Origin of the sequence: Halomonas sp. AOP7-E1-9 (assembly GCF_052376035.1) — a bacterium.
Classification (GTDB): Bacteria; Pseudomonadota; Gammaproteobacteria; order Pseudomonadales; family Halomonadaceae; genus Vreelandella; species Vreelandella citrativorans.
In genome coordinates this window covers 148288-172767 of record NZ_JBQSVC010000003.1, presented here as the reverse complement: position 1 = coordinate 172767, position 24480 = coordinate 148288, and the positions used below count along the sequence as shown (strand labels likewise).

At 55.1% G+C, this 24480-nt stretch carries 24 protein-coding genes; 8 read left to right on the top strand and 16 right to left on the bottom strand.

Translation table 11 applies throughout. From position 1 onward, the window contains the following. Positions 1-13: 13 nt before the first annotated feature. The 9 genes from madL to ACT3R4_RS03395 form a co-directional block, all read right to left on the bottom strand. Positions 14-475 carry a malonate transporter subunit MadL gene (gene madL / locus ACT3R4_RS03435; protein WP_441677355.1) on the bottom strand — a complete coding sequence of 154 codons (462 nt, stop codon included), beginning with the start codon at positions 473-475 and terminating at the stop codon, positions 14-16. Positions 476-564: 89 nt separating this feature from the next. Next, a complete protein-coding gene (locus ACT3R4_RS03430) occupies positions 565-2100 on the bottom strand; it encodes a malonate--CoA ligase (RefSeq protein WP_441677357.1) in 1536 nt (511 codons plus the stop codon). Between the two features lie 35 nt (positions 2101-2135). Then, the gene (locus ACT3R4_RS03425) at positions 2136-3473 is read right to left on the bottom strand and encodes a malonyl-CoA decarboxylase (RefSeq protein WP_441677358.1); all 1338 of its coding nucleotides are present in this window, start codon (positions 3471-3473) and stop codon (positions 2136-2138) included. Positions 3474-3790: 317 nt separating this feature from the next. Then, on the bottom strand, positions 3791-4552 hold the full coding sequence (locus ACT3R4_RS03420) for an SDR family NAD(P)-dependent oxidoreductase (protein ID WP_441677360.1): 762 nt from the start codon (positions 4550-4552) through the stop codon (positions 3791-3793). Between the two features lie 105 nt (positions 4553-4657). Continuing rightward, positions 4658-5422 carry a M15 family metallopeptidase gene (locus ACT3R4_RS03415; RefSeq protein WP_441677362.1) on the bottom strand — a complete coding sequence of 255 codons (765 nt, stop codon included), beginning with the start codon at positions 5420-5422 and terminating at the stop codon, positions 4658-4660. 4 nt (positions 5423-5426) lie between these two features. Beyond that, complete coding sequence (locus ACT3R4_RS03410; RefSeq protein ID WP_441677364.1) at positions 5427-6704, bottom strand: TRAP transporter large permease; 1278 nt, start codon at positions 6702-6704, stop codon at positions 5427-5429. Next, positions 6701-7192 (bottom strand): TRAP transporter small permease, encoded by a 492-nt coding sequence (locus tag ACT3R4_RS03405; RefSeq protein WP_441677366.1) that lies wholly within the window; start codon positions 7190-7192, stop codon positions 6701-6703. The genes ACT3R4_RS03410 and ACT3R4_RS03405 overlap by 4 nt, the downstream gene beginning before the upstream one ends. A 74-nt stretch (positions 7193-7266) precedes the next feature. After that, positions 7267-8301 (bottom strand): TRAP transporter substrate-binding protein DctP, encoded by a 1035-nt coding sequence (gene dctP / locus ACT3R4_RS03400; RefSeq protein ID WP_441677368.1) that lies wholly within the window; start codon positions 8299-8301, stop codon positions 7267-7269. Between the two features lie 125 nt (positions 8302-8426). Beyond that, on the bottom strand, positions 8427-9353 hold the full coding sequence (locus ACT3R4_RS03395; RefSeq protein WP_441677370.1) for a LysR family transcriptional regulator: 927 nt from the start codon (positions 9351-9353) through the stop codon (positions 8427-8429). Positions 9354-9537: 184 nt separating this feature from the next. Here ACT3R4_RS03395 and ACT3R4_RS03390 point away from each other — a divergent pair, with 184 nt between their 5' ends. After that, entirely contained in the window at positions 9538-9831 is a 294-nt protein-coding gene (locus ACT3R4_RS03390) for a hypothetical protein (protein ID WP_087110915.1), read from the top strand. 174 nt (positions 9832-10005) lie between these two features. Further along, the gene (locus ACT3R4_RS03385; RefSeq protein ID WP_441677372.1) at positions 10006-10533 is read left to right on the top strand and encodes an HPP family protein; all 528 of its coding nucleotides are present in this window, start codon (positions 10006-10008) and stop codon (positions 10531-10533) included. A gap of 23 nt (positions 10534-10556) precedes the next feature. On the opposite strand, the gene ACT3R4_RS03380 is transcribed toward ACT3R4_RS03385, so the two are convergent. Further along, positions 10557-11156 carry a gamma-glutamylcyclotransferase gene (locus ACT3R4_RS03380; RefSeq protein ID WP_441677374.1) on the bottom strand — a complete coding sequence of 200 codons (600 nt, stop codon included), beginning with the start codon at positions 11154-11156 and terminating at the stop codon, positions 10557-10559. Positions 11157-11220: 64 nt separating this feature from the next. Here ACT3R4_RS03380 and ACT3R4_RS03375 point away from each other — a divergent pair, with 64 nt between their 5' ends. Both ACT3R4_RS03375 and ACT3R4_RS03370 read left to right on the top strand, forming a co-directional pair. Then, on the top strand, positions 11221-12084 hold the full coding sequence (locus ACT3R4_RS03375; RefSeq protein WP_441677376.1) for a sirohydrochlorin chelatase: 864 nt from the start codon (positions 11221-11223) through the stop codon (positions 12082-12084). An 83-nt stretch (positions 12085-12167) separates the two neighbouring features. Then, positions 12168-13757 carry an ABC-F family ATPase gene (locus ACT3R4_RS03370; RefSeq protein WP_441677378.1) on the top strand — a complete coding sequence of 530 codons (1590 nt, stop codon included), beginning with the start codon at positions 12168-12170 and terminating at the stop codon, positions 13755-13757. 44 nt (positions 13758-13801) lie between these two features. On the opposite strand, the gene ACT3R4_RS03365 is transcribed toward ACT3R4_RS03370, so the two are convergent. The 6 genes from ACT3R4_RS03365 to ACT3R4_RS03340 form a co-directional block, all read right to left on the bottom strand. Then, the gene (locus ACT3R4_RS03365) at positions 13802-14407 is read right to left on the bottom strand and encodes a cell division protein ZipA C-terminal FtsZ-binding domain-containing protein (protein ID WP_441677380.1); all 606 of its coding nucleotides are present in this window, start codon (positions 14405-14407) and stop codon (positions 13802-13804) included. Positions 14408-14573: 166 nt separating this feature from the next. Next, entirely contained in the window at positions 14574-15692 is a 1119-nt protein-coding gene (locus ACT3R4_RS03360; RefSeq protein WP_441677382.1) for an alkene reductase, read from the bottom strand. Positions 15693-15921: 229 nt separating this feature from the next. Then, on the bottom strand, positions 15922-16293 hold the full coding sequence (locus ACT3R4_RS03355; protein ID WP_172117878.1) for a hypothetical protein: 372 nt from the start codon (positions 16291-16293) through the stop codon (positions 15922-15924). Between the two features lie 145 nt (positions 16294-16438). After that, entirely contained in the window at positions 16439-17179 is a 741-nt protein-coding gene (locus ACT3R4_RS03350; protein ID WP_441677384.1) for a TSUP family transporter, read from the bottom strand. An 11-nt stretch (positions 17180-17190) separates the two neighbouring features. After that, entirely contained in the window at positions 17191-17871 is a 681-nt protein-coding gene (locus ACT3R4_RS03345; RefSeq protein WP_441677386.1) for a transglycosylase SLT domain-containing protein, read from the bottom strand. Positions 17872-18002: 131 nt separating this feature from the next. Beyond that, positions 18003-19424 carry an aminotransferase-like domain-containing protein gene (locus ACT3R4_RS03340; RefSeq protein ID WP_441677388.1) on the bottom strand — a complete coding sequence of 474 codons (1422 nt, stop codon included), beginning with the start codon at positions 19422-19424 and terminating at the stop codon, positions 18003-18005. A 236-nt stretch (positions 19425-19660) separates the two neighbouring features. Between ACT3R4_RS03340 and ACT3R4_RS03335 the strand changes: the two genes are divergently transcribed. From ACT3R4_RS03335 to ACT3R4_RS03320, 4 genes are all read left to right on the top strand, one after another. Further along, the gene (locus ACT3R4_RS03335; protein ID WP_441677390.1) at positions 19661-21076 is read left to right on the top strand and encodes an APC family permease; all 1416 of its coding nucleotides are present in this window, start codon (positions 19661-19663) and stop codon (positions 21074-21076) included. A gap of 30 nt (positions 21077-21106) precedes the next feature. After that, positions 21107-22558: an NAD-dependent succinate-semialdehyde dehydrogenase gene (locus ACT3R4_RS03330; RefSeq protein ID WP_441677392.1), complete on the top strand. Its 1452-nt coding sequence runs from the start codon at positions 21107-21109 to the stop codon at positions 22556-22558. A gap of 11 nt (positions 22559-22569) precedes the next feature. Continuing rightward, positions 22570-23841 (top strand): 4-aminobutyrate--2-oxoglutarate transaminase, encoded by a 1272-nt coding sequence (gene gabT / locus ACT3R4_RS03325; protein ID WP_441677393.1) that lies wholly within the window; start codon positions 22570-22572, stop codon positions 23839-23841. 318 nt (positions 23842-24159) lie between these two features. Next, positions 24160-24462, top strand: a complete 303-nt coding sequence (locus tag ACT3R4_RS03320; protein ID WP_172117880.1) for a heme-degrading protein HmuQ — start codon at positions 24160-24162, stop codon at positions 24460-24462. The last annotated feature ends 18 nt before the right edge of the window (positions 24463-24480 follow it).

Sequence of the window (24480 nt, the reverse complement as noted above, 5' to 3'; positions counted from 1 at the left end):
CGATAGCCTCAGGTTAGCGGGCCGGGCGCGTGCGCGCAGAAGCCGAAGAAGAGGAGGAGTGTTTATCCTGAGATTTACTGACGCTTGAAGCAGTGGTAGGCGCTGACGTGGAAGCCGCTTTGGGCTGGCCAAGACGCGTGAGAGCGGGCACCAGGGCAAAGCTTGCACCAACTGCCACCAGGCTTGCCAGTAGCGCGATCATTCCACCATCGAAGGCTGCGGCAACATCTTGACTCGCCGCCATGGCCACCACAATGGGGATATACATACCGTTCCAGAAGGTAATGCCGCTTTCGGTACCGCTGGGCATTTTTCCCTTGTCCATCAGGTAGCCGCCCAGAAAAATCAGCATCAGCATGGCAATGCCGACGCCGCCTACGTTGGAATTGACGCCCAGCAGCATGCCCAGCACATCACCTGCCCATAGGCCAACCAACATACACCCTGCGAGCAGGGCAACTCCGTAAATCACCATGGCAATCTTCCTGTTTTATCGTTGTTGTATGAAGCTTTCTTTAACCGCAGTCAGGGCTTAGCCCTTCCCCTGCGGCGCGGGATCCAGCATCAAGCGTTAGCGGCGGTGTGCTCCTTTTTAAAGGTGTCAGCGTAGGTGTCACGCAACTGATTCTTCTGCACTTTGCCCATAACGTTGCGAGGGAGCGCATCGGCAAAGAAAACCCGCTTGGGCTGTTTGTAGCGTGCTACCTGGTCCTTCAGCGCGGCCAGTACCAGTGCTTCGCTAACGGCGTCTGAAGCACTGGGGACCACCACGGCGACGACCCCTTCGCCCAGGTCGCTATGAGGCACACCAATAACGGCCGACTCCATTACGCCGGGCAGGTCATCAATCAACTGCTCAATCTCTTTCGGGTAGACGTTGTAGCCGCCGGAGATAACCAGGTCCTTATCGCGGCCCACGATATTCAGGTAGCCCTGGTCATCCATCAGGCCTAAATCGCCGGTAATGAAAAAGCCGTCATCACGAAACTCCGCCTTGGTCTTTTCGGGCATGCGCCAATAGCCCTGAAAAATGTTAGGCCCGCGTAGCTCGACCATGCCGGTTTCCCCTTGGGCAAGTGCGGCGCCACTTTCGCGGTCGGCAATCCGTACTTCTACGCCCGGCAAGGGCTTGCCCACGGTGCCTGGTCGACGCTTGCCATTGTAGGGGTTGGAGGTGTTCATGTTGGTTTCGGTCATGCCGTAACGCTCAAGAATGGCGTGGCCGGTACGTGCTTCAAACGCTTCATGGGTTTCCGCCAGCAGCGGCGCCGAGCCCGAAATAAACAGGCGCATATTGGCAACGATATCGCGGTTTAAACGCGGCGAAGCGAGCAGGCGGGTATAGAAAGTGGGTACGCCCATTAGCACGCTGGCATGGGGCATCAGGTCAAGTAGCTCATCCACGTCTAGCTTGGGTAGGAACGTCATTGACGCGCCGTTAATTAGCGTAATGTTGCACGCTACAAAAAGCCCATGGGTATGGAAAATCGGTAGGGCATGAATCAGGTGATCGTGCTCGGAATAGTGCCACGCCTCGCTCAACGCCTGGCTATTGGAGGCCAGGTTCTGGTGGCTTAGCATGGCGCCCTTGGAGCGCCCGGTGGTCCCCGAGGTGTACAGGATGGCCGCCAGGTCGTCGGCCGATACCTCGCACACCTGCTCGGTTTCGGAGGCCTTGTCGACCTTCTCCATCAGGCTGCCGTCGGCGTTGGTGCCCAGGCTTTCTACGTGGGCAACGCCGCTTGCGATAGCGCGGGCATGTTGCAGCATCTCTGGGCGGCAAACATAAACGTGTGGCTCGGCATCTTCCAGAAAGTAGGCGATTTCGCTGTCGGTATAGGCGGTATTCAGCGGTAAATACACCGCGCCGACCTGAAGGCAGGCAAGATACAGCATCACGATCTCAGGGCTTTTGTCGACCTGTACGGCCACTCGGTCGCCCGGTGAAACGCCCAGCTCAAGCAGGGTACTGGCCATTCTTCGACTGGTAGCGAGAACATCGCTGTACCGGTAGCGCTTGCCGTTGAGCGTATCCATCAGCACCTTATTGGGCTGACGTTCAAAATGCGGATAGAACTTGAGATAAAGATTGTGGTTCATGAAAGGGTCCTTTTTATTATCCAAAGCGCTCGCTGTTAGGCGTTCGCTTCACTGTTGAAATACTGGCCTGCCTGATTGGCTAAACGGCGAATGTCATTGGCACATACCACGCTATGGTTGCGGGTATAGGCTTCGTGGTTTTGCTCAATACGCTCCAACTGATAGAGGTAGTTAACCATCAGGCCGTGGGCCTGTTGCAGCCCTTTGGATGAGGTGTCACCCAACCAATTCAGCCGATGAAGGCTGGCACCATTGCCTAAATGAAAACGCGCGACCGGATTGAGCGGTTGGCCACTACGGTGCTTGGCCTCGGTTAAGTAATAGGCGGCCAGGCGCATGAACTCTTTATGCGCGGCGGCGGGCAGCTCGGTTGCTTCATGATCCTGTAAAAAGGTGCTTAGCGTCTCTGACAGTACCAGTGACTGCGAGGCTCGCTGCTCGGCGAGCCAGTCGGCGAAACCGGGTACCGGCGAAAGCGTGACAAAGTTCTTAAGCTGCGGCAGCTCGCGGCTAAGTTCCTGTACGACTTGCTTGATCAAAAAGTTGCCGAACGACACCCCTTTAAGTCCTGCCTGACAGTTGCTGATGCTGTAGAACACCGCAGTGTCGGCTACCTCTAGCGGCACTTCTTCGCCATGTTCCAAAATACGCTGAACGTTGTCGGGGATGCCTTTGCAAAGCGCCACTTCCACAAAAATAAGCGGCTCGTCGCCGGTGGCCGGGTGGAAAAAGGCGTAACAGCGACGGTCGTCTGGATCAAGGCGGCGGCGCAGGTCGCGCCAGTCGCTGATGGCATGCACCGCCTCGTATTGAATGAGCTTTTCCAACACGGCGGCGGGCGTATTCCAATCGATGCTTTCCAGCACCAGAAACCCCCGGTTAAACCAGGAATTAAACAGATGCGAGAAGTCGCTGTTGAGCGCGGCAAGCTCTGGCGTATGGCGCAATTGCTTGAGCAAGTCGGCACGCATCTTGACCAGCTCGAAGGTGCCGCCTGGGCAAAGGTTCAAACGGCGCAATAAATCCTGACGACGCGGTTCACAAGCGTTAAACAGCTGTTCCAACGCGGCGTTATCCTCCGACGCACAGTACGCTTTATAGGCGCTATGGATGGCGCTAGGCTCAGCAGCATAGTCGCTGGCCAGCAGCGAAAAGAATGCCAGTCTCTCTTCAGGCGCCAACTGCTGATAATGAGTGAGCGCACGCTGGGCGGTCATTATCTGGGAGGCTTCACCGCCACGCTCCATCAGCGTTGCACAGGCTGATGAGAGAGCTTGCAGGTGCGCACCACTGCTTTGTGCGGTGTTAGACGCGTTACCCAAGAGGCGTGTACGCGTACTGATATTGGAGAGTAGCCCTTGAAGAAACGTCATGTTCACATTCATGCACATCGACCTCTGGATGGGCGGTCCCTTGGCAGGGCACGCTTGACGGCGTAGAGAAATTTATTAGGCGCCTTGTTATATATAACAAATAGAGGTTTAAAATATTTAGGTCAAGCATGGCAGGGGTAGACATAAGGTGAAGGCTTGGAGAAAAGCGCGTGAGAATAGCGGGTTAGCCAGCAAAAAAGGACAGGCAGAGAAGCCTAATAAGAGGGCTGCTGTACGAGTGAACACTGGTGAAGGAGAAGCGTTGTATCACCCGTGCAGCAGCATAAAAAGCAGACGCGTGTTAGTGGATTGCGATGTTATACAGGGTCGCGGTCAACATTAAGTGGCGACCATGCCTGGCGCACGGGCATGATTTCCAGGCGATTAATATTAATATGCGCGGGCAGCGTGGCGAGATAGTAGAGCTGCTCGGCAATATCTTCGGCCTGAAGCGGCGTAGTACCGCGATACAGAGCATCGGAGGCTTCCTGATTGCCTTTCGTGCGCACCAGGGTGAATTCGGTTTCCGCCAGGCCTGGGGCAAGGTCGGTAACCCGTACGCCAGTGCCTAATAAATCGCAGCGCAGGTTGTAGCTAAACTGCTGAACAAACGCTTTGGAGGCGCCGTATACATGGCCGCCAGGGTAAGGCCACTGGCCTGCTACAGAACCAAGATTCAAGATGCTGGCACCTTTACCATGCGCCAGTAGCAGTGGCATCGCGGCGTGAGTGACGTTGACCAGCCCGGTGATGTTGGTATCAATCATGGTATGCCAGTCGTTGAGGTCGACCTGCTGCGCAGGCTCGGGCGCCAGTGCCAAGCCTGCATTATTGATCAAGCAGGTGAGCGGCAAAAAGCGCTCGGGTAAATTGCTGATAGCGTTGGTGACCGCGTCGCTATCGCGTACATCCAGTGTCAGGGTTAATACCGGCACCTGCTGTGAAAGCTCGCTCTCAAGCGCTTTCAAGCGCTCTTCCCGGCGGCCTGTCACAATCAATGACCAGCCTGCTTTTGCAAAACGCATGGCGGCGGCCTTACCAAAGCCGGATGTTGCACCGGTAATTAAAACGCTGGGCATTGCGAAGACTCCTTTATTGGGCGGACACAATAGATTCAGCCCTAATGTAGCCTGTTTTGCTTGGCTTCTTGAAGGCTTAATGGCTATTTGCTTGATGCCAATAGATTAGCCCAACTGACGACGCCAGCGATTCTCGATGGTATCAAGCTCGGCCGGACCGTAGTGAGCGCTGCTTTGGCCTGAATAATGCCCCCAGAGCTGATCGCCTAAGTCGTAATGCCACCACTCACTAGGTAAGTTAGTAAACCCTTGGGCGGCCATAGTGTGGTAGAGCAAGCGCCTATGGCCCCGGGCTTGACGCTGCGATTCATTAAGGCTTCCCAGTTGTTCAAAATGATCCGTATGTGAAGCTGGCAGCGTCTCATCAAACAGTGTGCCCATATCTAACGGCACACCATCCAAGCCGCAGAGTGTGATGTCAACCGCCCCTCCTGTTAAGTGAGGGCTGGGAGCACTGCTATCCCGGCTAGGTATTGAGACAAACTCGCGGGTGCGGCATAAAAGCTCGCTATCGCTCAGCGTAGGTTCACGATGACGAATCGCCTCCTGTAGCGTTTCGAATAGATACTGTTGAACCCGCCAAGGGCGCCAGCCGTCTAGCACAATCAGCCCGATATCTTTGGGCAGGCTACGAGCAGCAGCTACCAGCGCGCGGTAGACACCTTCACGTACAAAGCATTCGTTCACGGCGCCGGGTATACCCAACCGGGCATAGGCGGGGAAGACGCGAACCGATGGCGAGGCCAGACTCATGGGAAGCAGGCGTTCTCCATTATCGGCAATTGGCAGGCGGCTCACCTGCTCCCAGTGAGGAGCAGGATGGCTTGGAATCGGCGACAAGGCCTTATCAGAGAGCAAATATGCAGACATTGTCTTATCCAAAAGAGGTGGGTAGCCACAGTGCTAGCGCAGGGAAAAAAATAATTAGCAACAGCACGGCGATAGCCGTTAGTACAAAGGGCCAGATTGTTCTGAATAATGAGACAATTTCCAGTCGGCTGACCGCGGCGGCTACGAAAACACAGGCACCCAAGGGCGGAGTGATTAAGGCGATTGTAATATTCAGTGTAATAATTACACCTAGGTGCACCGGGTCGATACCTGCCATCATGGCGACCGGTGCAAAGATAGGAGTTAGCAGCATCAGAGCTGATACCTCTTCCATGAACATGCCCGTCAGGAAGGTAATCACACTAAGCAGGAGTAATATCATGACAGCATTGTCGATATAGGGCGTAAGCAGAGAGACAAACTGCGCGGGCACCTGAGCGTAGGAAAGTAACCAACTGATGGTTGCTGAGGCGGCCATGATCAGAAAAATGGCGCTTGTAAGACGCGCAGTATCTGCTATTGCCTGCCAGCAGTGGCGCAGGTGTAAATTACCCAATACCACACCGCATAGCCCGACATAAAGCGCTGTAAGCGCTCCGGACTCGGTAGGCGTCACAAATCCTAGAACAATGCCTGCAACGATAATAAAAGGTGCCACTAGCGCTGGAAGGGCGACAATAAAGGCAATCAGCAGCTGATACAGTGACGGCAAATTGCCACTTTTAGGCAGTCTGTGACGCCAAGCGTACCAAGCATTCATGCTCATGAAGGCAATGCCTAGCAGAAGGCCCGGTATAATACCGGCTAGAAACAGATCCCCTACTGAGGTGTTGGTTAGCGATGCATACAGAATCATGAAGATGCTGGGTGGTATAATCGGACCGATTAACGAGCTGCCTGCTGTCAAACCGGCTGCAAACGCCCGTGAATAGCCTTCTTTCTCCATGGCCGGCACCAGCAACGAGCCGAGCGCAGAGGTGTCTGCCACGGCGGAGCCGTTAACGCCAGCGAAGAAAACGCTAGATACCACGTTGACATGCCCCATGCCTCCGCGCAGATGGCCGACCAATAGCCGCGCAAGGCCCATCAGGCGTTCTGTCAGGCCGCTAGCATTCATCAGATTACCTGCCAAGATGAATAGCGGAATCGCCATCAAGGAAAAAACGTTGATGCCACCAAAAAACTGCTGCGGCATCATACGTGGAATCATGGAGGGGTCGACAAACATAAAGCCAACCAGCGCTGTAACCAGCAGCGAAATAAATAGTGGTAAACCGAGTAGCACATGGACTAAAAAAACGCCCAGCATGGTAATAATCATGCCCTGTCCTCCACGGTTTTAAGCGGGGCGGGACCATAGAGCAGGATATGCCAAGCCAGCAGGGCAAACCCCAATGGCAAGGAAAGCAGAGGCACTGAGCGGCTGATACCTAGACCCGATGTAGTAAACATATTAACCGATAGCGCGTAGCGGTAGCTGACCCAAGTGCCACCGACGGCTAGAAATAGTGTAAGCAGCCACTGGTACAGGTTTAAAAGACGTGCCAATGGCGCCGGCAAGAGCCGTTCCAGCAGACCAACCCGCATATGTCCACCTTCAGACCATACGGCGCCAGCGGCGATCATTACGGTAGCAATAATCAAAAAGCGTGATAGCTCGTCGGTCCAGATGGGAGCACCGCCTGCGATATAGCGGGTAAAGACGCCGTATAGAATGGCGAGCACATTCACTGATAGTAGCAACCCAGCTAGGGTAAGCGTGACCGGGCGGCTAATGGCCAGTATATGGTGGCGAAGCGTGGTCAACATGATGATATTCCCGACAACACGAAAGGGAAGGGCCGACATTAATCGGCCCCGATAATTACGCGTCAAGCAGCTGGTTAATCGTTGAGCTCACCCATGTCGGCATCTTCAAGCGCCATATCTATCCAGTTTTGACCAATGCCACGCTCCGCCAGCCACGCCAGATAGGCGGGCTGACCCACGGTACGAAATGCTTCCAGATCCTCTTCTGAGGGGCGAATCACCTCCATGCCCTGCTCCTCAAGGTAGGCGATACGCGAGTCTACCTGGGACTCATTGGTTTCACGGGCATTCTGGTTGGCTTCGTTCACCGCTTCCATAAACGCCGAGCGTAACTCATCGTCCCAGCCAGCGATCATCGCGCTATTGCCCACCAGGAATTGGTCGGAGTATTGAATATTGGCAAGCGTCAGGTAGTCCTGCACTTCATAGAGACTAGCAAGCGCGATATACATCGGCGGATTCATCTGGCCGTTGGCAACACCAGTGCGCAGCGCCATGTAAGTTTCTGTCCAAGGGATAGGCGTGCCCGATGCGCCAAAGGACTCATAGAGGGCGACTTGGCTTGGGTCCATTGCTCTGAAGCGTAGGCCTTTGAAATCATCCGGATGGCTGATTGGCCGTTCACTGTTGGTAAACGCCAGAAACCCGCCCTCTTCTACAACGGCGAGCATGTCTATACCCGCTCGGTCTTGAAGAGTGTCGCTTAAGGCTAGCCAGTAATCACCTTCATCGAAAAATGTCCGGGCCGCATCGAAATCTTCAAACAGAAACGGAATGGAGCTCACAAATATCTCATCGACCAGAGGGGAGACGCCCGCAAACGATGCGATATTGAGCATGGGCGTATTCATTGTCTGCTCCATGCGTTCCTCTTCTCCGCCCAGCATGCTGTTCGGGAAAAGTTGCAGTTTGATCGCGTCGTTGGTTTTCTCTTCGACAAGCTCTTTTAGGTTGGTGGCAAATACGTGAACTGCATTTTTCTCAGGATCTGGAGCACCGTTATAGCTCAAGTTAATGCTCGTGGCGGCACACGCGTTTCCGATCAGCAGTACAGAACCAAGCATACATGCGCCCGTAAGTAATTTGGGCATAAAGTGAGACGTTAACATTAAGATCTCCTTGTTTATAATATAAACGGCAGTTATCAGGATGTATCTTGCTAGAGTGTTTTTATGATTGACGTAAGAAGACTAAGCATTGATGTGTTGACTATTCAATACTTAAAGTGTTGTCTTTAACGCAACAGGCGGGGCGCATTACTGGAAAAAAAACGCATGCCTTTATTAAGGTGTTTCACGCAGGCATGCCCGGCAACAGTGAGTTCTTGGCCTAGGAGGCTGACAATCTGTGCACGCGCATCATTCATCAATGAATATTTCATGGGCAGACTAGTAATTTCGTTACGCTCAATCTCATCAATAATGGTGAGTTCGGGCATGAAGGTGACACCAATGCCTGAGCGTACAAAGTTCTTGAGTACGGCTACCGAATTTGTATGGAGACGTGCCTCAAGGTGAACGCGCTCATGGTGGGCCACCATGTTGACCATTTGGCGCATCCCAAAAGGGTTATCCATAAGGCCTAGCGGCCAAGGGAGTAAATCGTTCAAGTTGATAGGGCGGTGCAACGTGCAAAGTGGATGGCCAGGAGGCACAATTAGATCCAGCGGCTGACAGGTTTCCACATGGCAGTAGAGTGCTGGGTCAACCGGGGGGGCGTAGAGTAGTGCAAGTTCTACTTCACGATCCTTAAGCAGTGATATTGCCTCATTGACACCGGCCATCCGGATCTCGACATTAATGCCATTAAACGTCGACATAAAGTCGCCCAGAGGCCTGGCGATCAAGTCAGCGATAAATCCCTCACCTACGGCGATACGTACATCTCCGCGCGTCAACCCTTGCAGTTCCATTAACTGTGATAAAACAGCCTCTTCCTGAGCCCGCTGGGTATGAAAATGGTGTACCAACAGTTGTCCGGCTTGGGTGGGATGCATGCCTCCGCCGTGGCGCTCGCACAGCTTGACGCCCAGCTCCTCTTCCAACGCCTTTATTTGCCGGCTAAGCGCCGACGCATCGACATCCAAGTAAGCTGCTGCACGGCGCAGCGAACCTCTGCGAATTACCTCGTTAAGATAGTTCAGAGCGCGCTGGTTGAGCATTGATAGTAGCCGTTAGAAAAATGAATTAGCAGCTTATCAGAGACTACAGTGGATAAAATGGTAACAGGGCAGCTTCCCCCTTTAGGAGCAATTCTCTCCTTGTAAACGAGCGCATTATTTTGCCCGTTGCTGGGTTTTAGCTGACAATGCCAACCAACACGATGGTTACGTTTGGGGACATTGCATGCAGGCAAACGGTTTTTTTGACAGGGTGGGGGAAACCATCGGCGATGTAATTCGTACAGTGGTTGAGTTCCTATTGGCTATTTTTACCAACTTCTTCGGTGCCCTTGAAGAGTTTGTCGATGGGCTCAGTCGTTCGCTGGGGATCAACGCGTCATTTTTTAGCCTTCTGGTGTTAATCATCGGGCTTTATCTATTGTGGGGTGGTGTGCGAGCGCTGCTGCGCGGGTCACTGTTTGGCGCCATTGTACGGATTTTGTTGGCGCTATTTATTCTTTCTTGGCTCATTATGTAATCAGTCTCAGTATTAAGATGCTTAAGTAAGCTTGCTAAGTATCTGTATTAATGGCGTTAATCGTTTCTCTCGTTAATGTTTTGAAACGTATTCATAACGCTATGACCATTTATCATTTGCCTATTTGGTGCAATTTGCCATCATTTCGCACTTCTTTAGTGCAATGAGAGCGAGATGAAAACGTATCTTGGCAAAATGCGGGGCGAACGTATTCAGCGCAATCGGGTAGGTTGGCAGGATGCTGTATGGTCATGGTTGGGCGCATTTACCGGTATGGCGGTGATTTGCTGGTTAAGCTCGGCATGGCTTTCCCAGCAGTTGCTGATTGTGGGTTCGTTTGGGGCAACGTCGGTACTGATCTATGCCGCACCGGAAAGTCCGTTTGCGCAGCCCAGCCATGTGCTGTTTGGCAGTGTCCTGTCAGCGTGTATTGGGGTGGGCTGTTACCAGCTTTTGGGGGCAACGCCTCTTTCCATGGCGCTTTCGGTGTCGCTTTCCATTCTGATTATGCAATTAACCCATACGGTGCATCCGCCCGGTGCTGCTGCGGCGCTTATTGCGGTAGGTGGCGGTGCCAGTGTGCATAATCTGGGCTGGTGGTACCCGCTGCTGCCCATCGGCATGGGCTGTGTGGTGATGCTGGCGATCGCAATTTTGGTTAATAACCTGGCACGCCATCGCCGCTATCCGCGCTATTGGTAGTGTCCGTACGATTGATAGTGCAACTAAAGGCGGTTTAACTGCTGCTCCAGCGCGAAAATATGCGCATCATCGACGTTTAAATACCGCAGTGCCTGGGCCAGGTTAACCAGGTAGTCACGGTTGGGGCCGCTAGGGCCAGACGCGTGAGCAATCTGGCGGGCCATATCATCAAGCGGCGCTGGGCCCAGAAAGGCGGGATTATCGTCGGTTGCCAGATACACCAGCCCTTGCGTTTGCGCTTGATCACCCTCGTTAGTGCTTGAGTCACTGTCCGTAAAATTGTCCGTAAAAAACAGGGGCGTTAACTCGCGCAAGTAGCCATTTTTCTCGCGATGATCCAATGGCGCTAACGTCTCGTGAGTAATGCGGTAGGCCATGCCGTGGCAAATAGCCCCTGGGACAGGCGTGAGAGTGACTACGCGACCAGGCGCTTCCAGCGTGCCACGATGATCATGGGAACCTTGCCAGAAGCGGCGTTCCCAACCGGTAATATAAGCACTGCGTTTTTCCAGGAAGGGAAAATCCGCTTTCCAGATCAGCGATCCGTACCCGAAAATCCAGATTTCCGCATCTGCATCGAAGCAGTGGCGCTGCTGGTTGATGGCAGTAGTATCGATCAACATGGGCCCCGTCACGTGGTTTAAAATGCCATGGTAACATGACCAGGCACTCTCCCCTGGAGCACTCATGCGCGCTATTTTTCTGGTCGATAATGGCTCATTACGCCCGGCCGCCACCCGCAATTTACGCCGTATAGCGGCCTTGCTCAGCCAACAAACAGGCGAGACGGTGTGCGCCGCGTCACTGCTCCACTCCCATAAAATCCCGGCTGATGAACTAGAGGGCACTCCCGCACTTACCCTTGGGCCTGCCGCCGAGCGCAGCGCGGAGCAAGGGGCTACCGAGATCATCGTTTTGCCGTTCTTTTTTGGGCCAAGTAAGGCCTTGACCGACTATCTACCCGAACGTATGGCGACCCTACAAGCGCGCTTTCCTCACGTGAGTGTGCGAGTCGCTCAGCCGTTGGTGGACGAACGGGGGGATAACGATCTGCGGCTGGCCAGGCTGTTGGCTGACAACGTACGCGAGCATCTTAACGATACGCGCCCCCGGGTTGCGCTTGTCGACCATGGCAGCCCTATTCCTGAAGTTACGGCCGTGCGCAATCGGCTGGCCGGGCAGTTGAGCGTGCTGTTAGCGGATGAGGTTGCTTGCGTGGCCGCAGCGTCCATGGAACGGCGTGAAGGTGAGGCGTATCGCTTTAACGAGCCGCTGTTGCAAAATCTGCTGGATAACCCCGATTTTCACGATGGGCCGGTCGTTCTGGCGATGCTGTTTCTCTCACCGGGCAGGCATGCAGGGGAAGAGGGTGATATTGCCGAGATTTGCCAGGACGCTCAACAGCGTCACCCTACGCTTAATGTTGTGACCACAAGGCTGGTCGGTGAACATTCCGGTATTGTCGATATTTTGCACTCTCGGCTATGCCAAGCGCTTGATGGGCAACGCTTTCTGCTGGAACTGCCCGCGCCCGATAGCACACTGCGTTAGGCGAAGGGTGTAACGTTGCCCAAGAGCGCGTAGAATCGCGAGCCTTTGTACGCGCAATTACTCCGCTAACCAGGGTCACCATCTTGATCGCAACCGCCAATATCACCATGCAGTTCGGGGCCAAGCCTCTGTTCGAGAACGTCTCCGTCAAATTCAACAACGGCAATCGCTACGGTCTGATTGGCGCTAACGGTTGCGGCAAGTCGACCTTTATGAAGATTCTGGGTGGCGAGCTTGAACCAACCTCTGGCCAGGTCATGCTGGATAACAGCACGCGGCTGGGCAAGCTGCGCCAGGACCAGTTCGCCTATGAGAATGAGCGGGTCATCGACACTGTGATCATGGGCAATACCGAGCTTTGGAAGGTTGCAGCGGAACGCGAACGCATCTACAGCCTGCCGGAAATGAGCGAAGAAGACGGTATGGCCGTGGCCGACCTGGAAGTGCGCTTCGCTGAGCTGGATGGCTACACTGCCGAATCCCGCGCCGGTGAACTGCTTCTGGGCCTGGGAATTCCCATTGAGCAGCATACCGGCCCAATGAGTGAAGTGGCTCCCGGTTGGAAGCTGCGCGTGCTGCTTGCCCAGGCACTGTTTTCTGACCCTGATGTACTGCTGCTCGACGAGCCTACCAACCACCTGGATATCAACACGATCCGGTGGCTGGAAGATATTCTGACGGCGCGTAACAGCACCATGATTATCATCTCTCACGACCGCCACTTCCTGAACAGCGTATGTACGCATATGGCGGACCTGGATTATGGTGAGATCACTCTGTTCCCGGGTAACTATGACGACTACATGACGGCAGCAACCGCTGCGCGTGAGCGTCAACATTCGGATAACGCCAAGAAAAAAGCCCAAATTGCCGAGCTTCAGCAGTTTGTTAGCCGCTTTTCGGCGAACGCCTCGAAAGCCAAGCAGGCCACCTCGCGGGCGCGCCAGATCGATAAAATCAAGCTCGAAGACATCAAGCCTTCCAGCCGGGTAAGTCCGTTTATCCGCTTTGACCAGAACAAGAAGATTCACCGTAATGCGGTCAACGTGGATGCGATCACCAAAGGCTACGATGACGGTGCGCCGCTGTTTGAGCGCTTCTCCATGTCCGTCGAAGCGGGTGAGCGTATTGCGATCATCGGCCCCAACGGTATCGGCAAAACGACCCTGCTGAAAACCTTGGCGGGCGATTTGCGCCCCGATAAAGGCGAAGTGAAGTGGACTGATGCGGCCGAAGTCGGCGTCTTTGCCCAGGATCATGCCGATGACTTTGCCGTCGATATGACGCTCTTCGAGTGGATGGGACAGTGGACCCAGGGGGGCGAGCAAGTCGTACGCGGTGCGCTGGGGCGCATGCTGTTCTCAAGCGACGATATTGGAAAGTCCATCAAGGTCATTTCCGGCGGTGAACAGGGGCGCATGCTGTTTGGCAAGTTAACCCTGACTAATCCTAACGTTCTGCTGATGGATGAGCCGACCAACCACCTGGATATGGAATCCATTGAGGCGCTAAACCTCGCGCTGGAAAACTATCCCGGTACGCTGATGTTTGTCAGCCACGACCGTGAGTTCGTGTCGTCGCTCGCCACACGTATTATCGATATGCAGCCCGATGGCATTGTCGACTTCAGCGGCAGCTATGACGATTACCTGCGTAGCCAGGGCGTGGTGTAAACAGCGCGCGATCATCAACGGCTAAGGCATTGAGCGTGAACTCATCAGCCGATAATGGAGGCATAGGTCGCTTCCGTTACCGGCTGGTGGTGGATATCCAATACATCCGCGTTTAAAAGGCTGCCTACTTCTTTGGCCAGCTCCACATACACGTACATCTGCTGATTGCGGCGTTTGTGCAGCGGTGGTTTAACGATCAAGCTGATACCCCGCACCGCTTCCGTGCCTTGCTCATCCCGGTACAAGTCGGGCAGCTCACCAGGCAAAAAAGCATTCGTGACGGTGATGGGGTTGGCAGGCTGTTGGCCGCTAATCAAGAACACATGCTTGAGCGAATCGTACTGGGCATTATGGCTTTTCAGCCACTCGGCCAAACGCTGGTCAGTACTCTCTCCCGGCTGATTAAAAAGAATAAACAGCGAATGCTGTTTAAACGTTTGGGCGGGCTTGGCCGCTGCTTCTGGCTCAACGGCAGGTTCAGGCGTTGGCGGGGTTGCGGCGGCTTTAGCCGCTATTTTGCGTGCAATAGCGCGGGCGCGCCGACGCTTATGCCAAGGCACCACAATGTAGATAAAAATAGCGGTAGCAATGCCAGCCAGTAGCAATGAGGCCACAGAAAGTAGTAATACAGTGGTGTTATTATTATCCATCGGCATTCAATCCAGTTTAAAAAGCAGCGGCAGTTATAGCGTTTAAAAGACGTGACCTAGTAATCAGAGCTTTTATAGTAACAGCGTTCTAACATGAATATATATGCAAAAAGCACCACACAAGTGGTGCTTTTTGCTGTTATGAACACGCATTTACGTCGGCGTATTAACCAATACGATCATAACCGTTATCCATAAACGGGTAATCGGTATAGCCTTTCTCGTCGCCACCGTAGAAGGTGGCGTGATCAGGCTCGTTCAATGGTGCGTTCTGATAAAAGCGCTCTGCCAGGTCGGGGTTGGCGATATACGGACGGCCAAAGGCGGCGGCCTCAGCGTTGCCTGAACCGAGCAGGGCCTCGGCACGTTCGGCGTTATAGTTACCGCAGTAGATCAGGCTGCCGCTAAAGCGCTCACGCACCTGCTCGCGAAAACCGTCAGGGAACTGAATGTCGCCACCGGCCCAGTTGGGCTCGTTAAGATGCAAATAGGCAAGGCCACGCTTGGAAAGCTGATCCGCCATATAGAACGCCATCGCTTCAGGCTCATCGTCGGTTAATCCAAACAGCTCGATAAACGGCGTCATGCGAATGCCAACTCGGTCAGCGCCAAATACGTCAACAACGGCATCGACCACTTCCAGCGGGAAGCGCGCACGGTTTTCGATAGAGCCACCGTATTGGTCGGTACGCTGGTTAGTGCCGGTGGCCAGGAACTGATTCAACAAATAGGCGTTGGCCGCGTGCACTTCAACCATGTCGAAACCCGCACGCTTGGCACGCACCGCCGCCTGGCGATAGTCATCCACAATGCCGGGGATCTCGTCGGTTTCCAGCGCGCGCGGTGTGCTGGTGGGGTGCTGGCCTGCGCTACCGTCTTCAAACTCAACAAAACACTGGGCGCCTTCACCTTTAAGCGCACTGGGCGCGACCGGCTGTTCGCCATTGGGTTGCACCATCTCGTGGGAAACACGCCCAACGTGCCAAAGTTGCAGCGCAATTCGACCGCCTTTGGCATGCACCGTATTGACGATTTCCTTCCAGCCCGCTTCCTGCTCATCGGTCCAAATGCCTGGCGTGTAGACGTAACCACGGGCAGTGGGAGAGATATTGGTTGCTTCACTAATAATCAGGCCTGAACCAGCCCGTTGCCCATAGTAGGCTTGCTGCCGTTTGCCTGGCACGCTATCCGGTGTGCGTGCGCGTGTGAGCGGTGCCATGATGACGCGGTTAGGAATCGACAGACTACCAAGTTGGGTTGGGGTAAAAAGTGCTTCAAATGCCATTCAGCTAACTCCTGTTACGTGCACTGCTTTAAAGTGATGATACAATAGACCAGTTTACTAGTGAGCGCCAACCACTCTTCCTTGTGGTTTGTTATGAGGTCGCCAGGCATAAAACAAAACCCTAGCTTGATAAAGATGGGGGTTGGATGACTCATTGATGGCGCCGTTGATTAACAGCGTACCGGGCTAGTGACGTGCCTAAGTAACGATGTACCTGAGCGCGATGAACTCAATCTCGCTGCCAAGGCCAGCGCCGTTTAGGAGGTATGACGATTAGCTGAAGGGCATTGTTGAGCGGCAGCATAATCGCGGCTAACTGCCGGTGGCAGATAGCGCTATTGAGTACACCAGGGCACTGTTTTAGCAGTAGCTCGCACTGTTGAGCGGCGAGAAAAATTTGCTCAACTACTTGAGGGGCAAACAGCGGTTTGGCCTCTTTGCAGCAGCGGTTAAGTTCTCCGGCCAGCATCGAAAGCATTCCAGTATCCAGCCAGCAGGGCAGCGGGTCGTCCAGCCGTCCTGCAATTGAGTGCTGAATCGCCTCGAACGAGGTTCGTAAGAACCCAAGGGTTTGGCGAAGCTGTCGCTGCTCACTGGTCATGTCATTTGCCTGCACTTCGTCAACAAGTCGTCGATAAGAGAAAGAGAGTGTTTCTCATTTTCATCTATCGAGACGATAGCGCCAGTTAATGAAGGTGTCAATAAATGGTATGTGCCTTATCGTACCCGCCTAGAAACGACCGCGTTTACAGGCTTAACAAGTACACCCCTTGGGCAAAATAGAAAATGCCAATACCGGTCACAATCCAGCGTGTCCATGTACGGAAGTTGGCATCGGTAAGGCGATGTAACACATGTGTGCCTACTTGGGTGCCCAGGATAGCCAGCGGTGCAGCCAGCAGTACCATGCCCCAATCCCCAGCACCTAGTGCCAGCGCAGCACTCAGGTAGAAGAGAATTTTAATACTATGCGCGACCACCTGAATCATTGCTTTAGTGGCCACCACTTCACGGCGGTCCATTCGAGAGCGTACAAAGAAGATATCGATCAGCGGCCCGGACACTCCGGCGGCAATGGTTAACCCACCCGATGCCATGCCGCAAAGCAGCGCGTGGCTCGTTCGGTTGGCGTTGAGGTGGAACCAGCGTTTGGGCATCCACACCAGAATGGGCATCAAGCCAATTAACAGTGACACCGTGGCGGCATTGGCGCTATAGCCAAGCAACACCAGTAGCCCGGCGGCGCTTATTACGCCTAGCGTCATAAGCGCGACCGTTCGCCAGACAATAAAGCGTCGTGATAACCATGCCCGCGACCCGTTAGCGGTAAGCTGGATGGCCCCATGCACCGCCATGGCGCTGGCCGCCGGGAACGCGAGCAGCAGAAACCACATCAGTACCAGCCCGCCCGCCATGCCGAAGATACCCGATAACATCGAGGTGAAAAAAACTACAAAAACAAAGAACGAACCGATGAGTAGGGACATGTTAAAACTGCTTAGCTACGGCAAAAGGGCCAGACCTGATAAAAACGGCGGCATTGAAATTCGGCTTCACAGGCATTGAGCTGGGATTGATAACGGTTTGTGCGAGCGACGATCTGCCGTGCTGCGTTGATTACCTGAGGCTTGCTCTGGTACGTGCCACGTCGATACCCCCCTGCGCCCTCGTGGTAGGCGTAATAGAGATGCTCAGGATTGGTTAATGAAATGCCTGCTTGCTGCTGAGATCGGTGGTTGTACCAGCCGATGAAGTCGGTGGCGTGCTTCATGCTGGTGCGCCGCGCAAACAAGCTACCTGCCTGCTCCTGGTACTCTCCCCATACCGGGTCCTGCGCTTGGGCATACCCTTTTGCCGAAGAGGGGCGGGGGCCGGGGATAAAGCCCAGGTAATACTTGCGGTCAGGACGAATGTGGCTTTTAAAGGAAGACTCCTGCTGAATAAACGCCATTTGTGTCGCAATGGACGTTCCCCACTTCTCCTGAGAGTCGCGTGCGTAGTCGTACCAAGTGGGCTGTTCGCGGAAAATTTCGCAGATATTGCTCTGGTCTTGTGGTGGGTTGGGGGCAAAGGTCGCACAGCCAGAGAGCAACAACATACACGCTAACCCTACCGCGTTGCGCAGAGTTAGCAGTGAAGATGAAAGCGTAGCGTTAGAATTATCAACAGGGCGGAGCATGCAGAGTTCCTTGTGGATAACAGCGTCATTGATAACAGGGCTATTGATAATCGTGTTATTGATAGCCGCCAACACTAATACTGTTTAAGGGCTAGAGTTTATACGTACTAAAATCAGATTGTTATTGGTCGTTAGCGTAACAGGATTTCCAAACAGCGGCGCAGCCGCTGAGCCTCCCGTGCCAGCGTTTCGCCTGACAACATACCCACGCCCATTACCAGGCCCGTACGAAGATCATGCCTGGCACACACAGGGCTTAGCGGGCGCACAATTAAATGCTCCTTAAGTAACGCCTGAGCAAGCTGCACGTCGTTGATAAAGGACTCAAACTCTATGCACAGACTAATTGCACTGCTGGGTGGCGAAATACGCCGTACAAAGGGGAGCGTGCGTAGCTGGTCGTGCACCACCTGCTGTCGGCCAAGATAATCGCGCTGAATACGGCGGCACCAAGCATCCAGGTCACCATCGAAAATAAATTGGGCAAGCACGGCTTGATCCAGCATGCGTCCCTCACGAAACAGCTCGCTGCGCAGGCGATTCATGGGCCCTGATAACTGGCGGGGGACCACCAAATAGCCCAGCCGTAGTCCCGGGAACATCATTTTGGAAAAAGAGCCAACCAGAAAGTGACGCTCAGACTGTGGATCAAACAGCAGATTGGTATGGTCGTCGCGGCTGAACTCGTAATCATCTTCAATGATGTACGCAGGCGCTAACGCATCACATAGGCGCTGCTTGTCGTGGGCACTGGTAGGCACACTGAGCGGATAGTGGTGGGAGCCGGTGAGATAAGTAAGCTGCACAGGGCCAGACGTTGCGGGCAGGCTATGGCCTTGGCCGGGCTGCCACGGCAACATTTCAATATTTAACCCTGCAGCGGTAAATACGTTGCGAGCTCCCCAGTAGCAGGGCGATTCCATTATCACGGTATCTCCCACATCCGCCAAGGCCACGGCGCACAGTTCAATGCCGTTGTGCGTTCCGTCGGTAATAATAATCTGATCAATGTCGCAGCGAATATTGCGCCAGCGCTCCAAAAAATCGCGTATCGCACGCTTTAACGGCCCGTAGCCGCCGGTCGAGTAGGAGAGCAGCAAGGCGTTTTGCGGCACGGTCACACTGGCATACAGCTGGCGCCACTTACGCATGGGGAACTGGGCGATATCCGGGATGCCGGGCACAAAAGCCCCGCTTTGGATAAGGCTGGCGCCTGGGCTGTGGAGCACTTTCTGCGCACGTTGGGAAAGCGGGCGTTCCTGATGAATAAGTACAGCAGGTTTCGTCGTTGGTTTTCGGGTCCAGGTGCCTTGGCCATGAGCCGTTTTAAGCAACGCTTCGTTGAGTAGCGTATTGATCGCTAATGCCAGCGTCTGACGGGCGACACCCAAGCCTTCCGCTAACTTGCGGTGAGCCGGCAAGCGCATCCCCGAAGGCCACTCCTGGGTAATCGCATAGCGCAGTGCCTGTTCGATACGCACCTGCTTGCTCAGCCGTTCAGGTTGAAGTGCATAAAGATGCACAAGTTGGTGCACGACCTGTTCACGCTCCATTAAAAGCCCCTTTGCCGCCTTCAAAAGCCCTAATAGTGCCGGCTTTCAAACGATTAACGCGAGTCGATTGCGCACCAATATGGTGCAAGCTAAAAGTGGTCTAGTTAAACACAAAAGTGGTGTATACGCGTTCTGCGTCCAGCCTGCTAGCGTGTTTAGATACCGTTTAAACGGTATCAGGATACTGCGCCATAGAGCGCCAACGACAACATCCAATAACCTGCAGGACTCTTGCCATGAACACTCCCTCTTCTGAACAGGATAAGCTCGTCCGGGTACTCGCCCGTGGTGATGTATTGGCACTCGCCTTTGGCGCCATGATTGGCTGGGGCTGGATCGTTCTTACCGGCACGGCAATTCAATCGGCTGGCAGCCTGGGTGCTATTTTAGCCTTTATCGTGGGCGGTTTAGCCATTGTACTCGTGGGTCTGACCTACGCCGAACTTGCCTCCGCCATGCCCAAAGTGGGCGGTGAGCACGTTTACAGCTATCGTGCCCTGGGCCATTTGCCCTCCTTTTTATGCACCTGGGCGATCATTCTTGGCTACTTAAGCGTGGTGGCGTTGGAAGCCGTCGCACTGCCCTCGGTTATCGAACACCTAGCGCCTAATTACGCCGTTGGGCACCTGTGGACGATTGCCGGCTGGGAAGTAAAAGCCACCTGGGTGGCCGTAGGTGTAGGCGGCTCACTCGCCATGATGCTGATCAACTACTTTGGCGTTACGACCGCCTCGCTGGTACAGAAGGTGGTTACCGGCATGATTCTCCTGGCGGGCGTGATGTTTGTGACTGGTGCCTTGTTTGAAGGTGAAACCATCAACATGCTGCCGCTTTTTGCCCATGGCGATAACGGCACCGTAGCTGGAATCATTGCGGTGCTGGTCATGGTGCCCTTCCTGTTTGTGGGTTTTGACGTGATTCCCCAGGCCGCAGAAGAGATCAATCTTCCTTATAAGGCCATCGGCAAGGTGCTGATGCTCTCGGTCATTCTGGCGGTCGTGTGGTATGCGCTGATCATTCTGGCGACCAGCCTTGCGCTTGACAGTTCTGAGCTTGCCGCAAGCTCCTTAAGTGTACCGGACGCCATGGGCGCGCTATTTAACGCTCCCTGGGCCAGCAATCTGATGGTCATGGCCGGTATCGCGGGCATCATTACCAGTTGGAACGCGTTCTACATTGGCGGCTCGCGGGCCATCTATGCGCTGGCTAAAGCCGGCATGCTGCCGGCCCCCTTTGGCAAGCTGCATCCACGCTATAAAACGCCTACCAACGCTATCTTTCTGATGGGCTTTCTTTCCTGCATCGCGCCATTCTTCGGCCGCCCGGCGCTAGTGTGGATCGTTAACGCCGGAGGTCTAGGCATCGTGATCGCGTACCTCTTTGTAGCCATCTCCTTTATGGTGCTGCGCGTTCGCGAGCCGGATATGCCGCGACCGTTCCGTATCCGTCACGGCAAGCTTTGCGGCACCCTGGCCATCATTCTGTCCTTCGGCATGGCCTGTCTCTACCTGCCGGGCAGCCCGGCCGCGTTGAGTGGTGCAGAGTGGAGCATCTTCGCTGGCTGGTCGGTACTGGGCATCGCGCTGTATATCCATGCGCTCTTCACCTATGGCCGCGCCTATAGCGACCGACACATGATGGCGGATCTGTAAGCCGTCCTACGACATTCACAGGAGCATTGCATGAGCTTTATCGAACAGTGGTTGCACGAAGCCGTCCCCGCCCTAGTAGGCGGCGAGTGGCGCAAGAGCACAGAGACCTTTGCCGTGGATAATCCTGCCACCGGCGAAACCATCGCCCGTGTGGCAGAGCTTGGCGCGGAAGATACCCGTGATGCGGTCGCCGCTGCTTATGAAGCAGGTAGCGCTTGGCGCGCCACCCCGGTCAAGCAGCGCTCAGCCCTGCTGCGTCGCTGGTTCGAACTGATCATCGAGCACGCCGATGATCTCGCCCGCTTGATGACGCTTGAGCAGGGCAAGCCGCTGGTAGAGGCCAAGGGTGAAGTCACCTACGGCGCCTCGTTTATCGAGTTTTTCGCTGAAGAAGCCAAGCGCATGGCCGGGGAAACCCTGCCTAGCCACGGCGCCGACAAGCGCTTGTTAGTACTGCGTGAGCCGGTCGGCGTTGTTGCTGCGATCACGCCGTGGAACTTCCCGCTGGCAATGATTACCCGCAAGTGCGCCCCGGCTCTTGCCGCCGGCTGCACCGTGGTGATTAAGCCCGCTGAAGCGACGCCCTTAACCGCACTGGCGGCGGCTTATCTGGCGCTGGAAGCGGGCCTGCCCGCGGGCACCATCAACGTGGTGACCGCCTCCAAACCCGCAGAAGTCGGCGAAGTGCTGACCACCGACCCACGCGTGCGTAAGGTGTCGTTTACCGGCTCCACGCCGGTGGGCAAGCGTCTGCTGGCCCAGTGCGCCAGCACCGTGAAGAAGACCGCCATGGAGCTGGGCGGCAACGCGCCGTTTATCGTGTTTGACGATGCCGACGTGGACGCTGCGGTGGACGGTGCTATCGCTTCCAAGTTCCGCAATGCCGGGCAAACCTGCGTGTGCACCAACCGTTTTCTGGTCCAGGACGGCATTTACGATGCGTTTATCAGTAAGCTCACCGAGCGCGTGAAAGCGTTGAAAGTAGGCGATGGCCTGGCAGACGGCAGCGTGATTGGTCCGCTGATCAATCAGGCCGCGGTCGATAAAGTGCAGCACCACGTGGACGACGCCATGCAGAATGGCGCCCGCCTTATGTGCGGCGGCGAGCCTCATGCAGCCGGCGAGCGCTTCTTTACGCCTACGGTACTTGCCGATGTGACGACCGCCATGGCCGTGGCCGATGAAGAAACGTTTGGCCCCGTCGCGCCCGTGTTCCGGTTTACGCGCGATGAAGAGGCCATCCAGATGGCCAACGATACGCCGTTCGGCTTGGCAGCCTACTTTTACGCCACCGACTATCGCCGTATCTGGCGCACCATGGAAGCGCTTGAGTACGGTATGGTTGGCGTTAATGAAGGCTTGATCTCGACCGAGCTGGCGCCGTTTGGCGGCGTGAAGGAGTCTGGCCTTGGCCGTGAAGGCTCCCATCACGGTCTCGATGAATTTACTGAATTGAAATACGTCTGCGTCGGCGGCTTATAAGGGGAATGAACATGACTAATCACGAACTGAACGAACTCAAAAACCGCTATGTGGCCAACGGCGCAGCGACCCCGAATACGGCCTTTGCCGAGCGTGCTGAAAACGCCGAGCTTTGGGATGCCGACGGTAACCGCTGGATAGACTTCGCGGGCGGCATCGGCGTGCTCAACCTGGGTCATCGCCATCCGAAAATCGTTGCCGCGGTTGAAGCGCAGTTGCACAAGGTCATGCACACCAGCGCTGCGGTCATCTCCTACGCGCCTTATGTGCAGTTGTGTCAGAAGTTGTGTGAACTGACCCCGGTACGTGGCCCCGAGCGTAAAGCCATGCTGGTCAACACCGGTGCCGAAGCGCTGGAAAACGCCGTGAAGATTGCCCGCGCCGCCACTGGCCGCACCGGCATCATCACTTTCGATGGTGCCTTCCACGGCCGCACCATGATGACGCTGGCCATGACCGGCAAGGTGCTGCCCTACAAGAACGACTTTGGCCCGATGCCGGGCGACGTATTCCGCGCCCCGTTCCCGAATCCGCTGCACGGCATCAGTGAAGAGGCGTCACTCGATGGCATTCGCACGCTGTTCAAGACCGATATCGCCCCGCACCGCACGGCGGCCATCGTGATCGAGCCGGTACAGGGCGAAGGCGGTTTCTATATTGCTTCACCCGAGTACCTACAGGCGCTGCGCGCGCTGTGCGACGAGCACGGCATTCTGTTGATTGCCGATGAAGTGCAGTCTGGCTTTGCGCGCACCGGCAAGTTGTTTGCGCTGGAGCACAGCGGTATCGAAGCGGATATTCTGACCACCGCCAAGAGCCTGGCCAACGGCATGCCGCTGTCTGCTGTCGTGGGTTCGGCCAAAGTAATGGATGCCTCCGGCCCCAACTCGCTGGGCGGCACCTACAGCGGTAACCCGCTCTCTTGCGCCGCGGCGCTGGCGGTGATCGAAGTGATCGAGGAAGAGAATATCCTTGAGCGCAGCGCGCAGATGGGTCGCCTGTTGGCTGAACGTTTTGGCGTATGGGAAGAGCGCTTTCCCGCCGTGGCGCACGGCCGCCAGCTGGGCGCCATGGCGGCATTCGAGCTTTTGGATAGTAACGGAAAGCCCGACACCGACTTGACCGGCGCACTCTGCGCCAAGGCGCGCAAGAATGGCCTGATTCTGCTTTCCTGCGGCTTCTACGGCAACAGCATCCGTATTCTGGTACCGTTGACTGTGTCAAGTGAGGTGCTGGAAGAGGGCTTGAGCATCATCGAGCAGTCGCTGGAAGCGCTTGGCTAATACGCCGCGTTAGGCATGCATCTATAGCCCGCCCCCGCCAACAGCATTCGCTTGCTGGGGGGGGGGCGGGCTAGGGCATCAACAGACGACAGCCAATCCGCTGGCTGCCACCTGCCGACCAGGCAACGAGAAGGTTAATCCAGAACTTCAGGCTTGTTGGCATCTGCTGGTGTTGGCAGATAATAGAGCGTGGGCACTATCAGCAGCGCAAGCAGTTTTCTTCACAAGCCTAAGCTGTTCGTTACTTGATGGTGACGTTACCATCAAGTTGTCGCCGCGTAACTAACTTGGCAGGACCAACCCAGCAGGAGAGTTGTCATGTATATCGCAATGAACCGTTTTCAGATTGCCCCAGGCCGCGAAGAGGATTTTTTGGAGGTGTGGCGTAAGCGTGATTCGCACTTGAGCGACGTGCCCGGTTTCAAGCAGTTCAACATGTTGCAGGGCGCAAGCCAGGAAGAGCACACCGTGTTTATTTCCCACAGCGTATGGGAGTCGGAAGCGGCTTTCCGCGCCTGGACCCAGTCAGAGGCGTTTCGTAAGGCTCATGCGGGCGCCAAGTCACCGGAAGGTATCTACCTGGGGCCGCCCAAATTTGAAGGGTATGAGGTCGTGCTTTAAGCACGGGGCAAGCGGCTT